At 52.0% G+C, this 2,617-nt stretch carries 4 protein-coding genes; 3 read left to right on the plus strand and 1 reads right to left on the minus strand.

The features are described from left to right. Positions 1 to 203 (plus strand): hypothetical protein (locus ACMWL8_RS25020; RefSeq protein WP_414751624.1); only part of this gene is annotated, 203 nt, incomplete at its 5' end. A 53-nt stretch (positions 204 to 256) separates the two neighbouring features. On the opposite strand, the gene ACMWL8_RS25025 is transcribed toward ACMWL8_RS25020, so the two are convergent. Continuing rightward, on the minus strand, positions 257 to 475 hold the full coding sequence (locus ACMWL8_RS25025; RefSeq protein WP_182407767.1) for a hypothetical protein: 219 nt from the start codon (positions 473 to 475) through the stop codon (positions 257 to 259). A 1,201-nt stretch (positions 476 to 1,676) separates the two neighbouring features. Between ACMWL8_RS25025 and ACMWL8_RS25030 the strand changes: the two genes are divergently transcribed. Together ACMWL8_RS25030 and ACMWL8_RS25035 are read left to right on the plus strand one after the other, a co-directional pair. Then, positions 1,677 to 1,904, plus strand: a complete 228-nt coding sequence (locus ACMWL8_RS25030; protein ID WP_021243043.1) for a YgdI/YgdR family lipoprotein — start codon at positions 1,677 to 1,679, stop codon at positions 1,902 to 1,904. Positions 1,905 to 2,269: 365 nt separating this feature from the next. After that, positions 2,270 to 2,455 (plus strand): Rop family plasmid primer RNA-binding protein, encoded by a 186-nt coding sequence (locus ACMWL8_RS25035; RefSeq protein WP_032673404.1) that lies wholly within the window; start codon positions 2,270 to 2,272, stop codon positions 2,453 to 2,455. Positions 2,456 to 2,617: the final 162 nt, after the last annotated feature.

Here is a 2,617-nt window from a genome sequence, read left to right on the forward strand (position 1 = left end):
GCGATGGCGGGGTGTCGGGGCGCAGCCCTGAACGGGGTATTTGTGATGCCGCCGCGTGCGCGGTATTACAAATGCACATCCTGTCCGGGAGCGGACACCGGGAAACAGCAAAAAAAACCGGGCGACACGCCCGGAACTCAATCAAGTTAGATTACTCTCAATCTTCCATAACAGCATCATGGAACGACGACCACCGTCCGTGACGGCCGCCTGGATTGAGTATGGACAAAAATTCAGGAAATGCTTCAGGAAATGCTCAGGACGAAACGTAATGAATGCGAACTGATTCAAGAAATTCGAGCATGACCGCCCTTGCGGCCGGTTCGGTTTCAGACAAAATCTGCCGGTATGCATCCAGCATCATGGCTCCGGCATCCCCTTCGGCACGCCGGAGCCAGCCCGAAACAACGGACACAAGCAGGTGTCGCTCATCATCATTAAAAGTCATCAGGGCTCCGGAGGAAAAACCAAACATGGCTTACCTCCTGTTAACGGCAACGCAGAAGAAAGGTTTACAGGGTAGCGGGCAGGAATGAAAAAAATCGCAGTCAGACCAGAACGGCTGCTTAACCGGTACAGGCGGGTTCCGGGCGCAGCGCCGGACCAGTCACGCAGCGCTAGCGGAGTGTATACTGGCTTAATATGTTGGCACGGATGCGGATGTCAGTTAAGTGCTTCATGTGGCAGGAGAAAAAGGCGGCATCGGTGCGTCAGCAGAATATGTGATACAGGAGATATTCCGCTTCCTCGCTCACTGACTCGCTGCGCTCGGTCGTTCGGCTGCGGCGAGCGGTACGGGCTTACGTACAGAGCAGAAATTTCCTGGAGAATGCCAGGAAGGTTCTTAGCGAAAAAGGCATAAGGCCACGGCAAAGCCGTTTTTCCATAGGCTCCGCCCCCCTGACAAGCATCACGAAATCTGACGCTCAAATCAGTGGTGGCGAAACCCGATGCGGCTTAAAGATACCAGGCGTTTCCCCCTGGTGGCTCCCTCGTGCTCCCCCGCATTCCTGCCTTTCGGTTTACCGGTGTCACTCCGCTGTTATGGCCGCGGTTTCTCATTCCACGCCTGACACTCAGTTCCGGGAAGGCAGTTCGCTCCAGGATGGACTGTATGCACGAACCCCCCGTTCAGTCCGACCGCTGCGCCTTATCCGGTAACTATCAACTTGAGTCCAACCCGGAAAGACACGACTAATCGCCATTGGCAACGGCCATTGGTAAACAGGATGTGCGAGAGATGTATCAAGAGTTCTTGAAGTGGCGGCCTTAGTGAGGCTACACTGAAAGGACAAATTTGGTGACATGTCTCGCACAAGACTGTTACCACGGTTAGGGGATCTGCCAGGATTACCTAACCTTCGAAAAACCACCTGCCAGGGTGGTTTTTTCGTTTACAGGGCAAGAGATTACGCGCGAAAAAAAAGGATCTCAAGAAGATCCTTTATAAATTAGACATCCAACCTCACAAAGAGGAATACTTAAATCATCTTGGTATATGTATCTGCTGGATTACATCTCATATAAGCCTCCTCCCCGCTTGACACCACACTTTGACCATAGCACCTCGCGCCTAACTCGATATACAGCCCACCATCAAGCCTCTTTTCACATAAAAAATAACCTATAGTTAGATGGTTAGTGACCAAAACTGATATGGATAAAAGGAGCTGGCTTTGAAAAAGATTTTTGTTTCAGTGTTCGCAGCGGCAGTTGCGCTTTCAGCCCTCACCGGCTGCACGCGCACAAGCTATGCCATACACACCAATGACGGTCGCACTATTGTCAGCGACGGCAAACCTAAAGAATCAGACTCAGGCCTGCTTGGCTATACAGACGCGAATGGTGTCAAACAGCAGATCAATAAAACCGACGTTAAAGAAGTCTCCGAAATTCCGCACTGAGCATATTCTCCGAAAAAGGCCGCTAATGTGGCCTTTTTCTTTACCTGTGGTTCTCCGCCAAAATCCCAGCAAATTGCATCACCAAAGCTAAAAGCTTTCAGGGTTGTCTAAAAAGCACAAGACATAAGAGGAAGTGCGGTATTTTATAATCAAGCCCCCAAGAATTTACCATAACATCCGTTGCCCGCACCGCCTCAGACGCGCTCAGCGCGTTTCTGACGGAACCATGACAAAAACCACAACAAACCACCCCGGAACCCGTCAGAAACGCGCCTGTTAAATTTTAACGGCATGCATGACTATGCACCAGAATGACGGCATGCTCTTTTCACGCAAAAATCATCACCAGACGGGGAAAATCACCAGTGACCAGACAGGAATCCGCCGCCCTCAACATGGCCAAATTTATCCGCTCACAGACACTCCTCCTCCTCGAACGGCTCGAACAGATGGATCTGGATGAGGCAGCCGGCTGCTGTGAGCATCTGCACGATCAGGCTGAAGCGCTTTACGCCATGCTGAACGCACAGATAGGCGAGAAAGATGCGTGAAAATCGGTGAACGGGTGCGCAATTCAGTGCGCGGCCGTGAGGCGATGGCGGGGTGTCGGGGCGCAGCCCTGAACGGGGTATTTGTGATGCCGCCGCGTGCGCGGTATTACAAATGCACATCCTGTCCGGGAGCGGACACCGGGAAACAGCAAAAAAAACCGG

Origin of the sequence: Enterobacter sp. 04-C-12-SI-ECC (genome assembly GCF_047530715.1) — a bacterium.
Classification (GTDB): Bacteria; Pseudomonadota; Gammaproteobacteria; order Enterobacterales; family Enterobacteriaceae; genus Enterobacter; species Enterobacter bugandensis.

Excerpts from the sequence above, each read along its gene's own strand:
- ACMWL8_RS25025 (WP_182407767.1), bottom strand. The coding sequence starts at position 475 with ATGTTTGGTTTTTCCTCCGGAGCCCTGATGACTTTTAATGATGATGAG.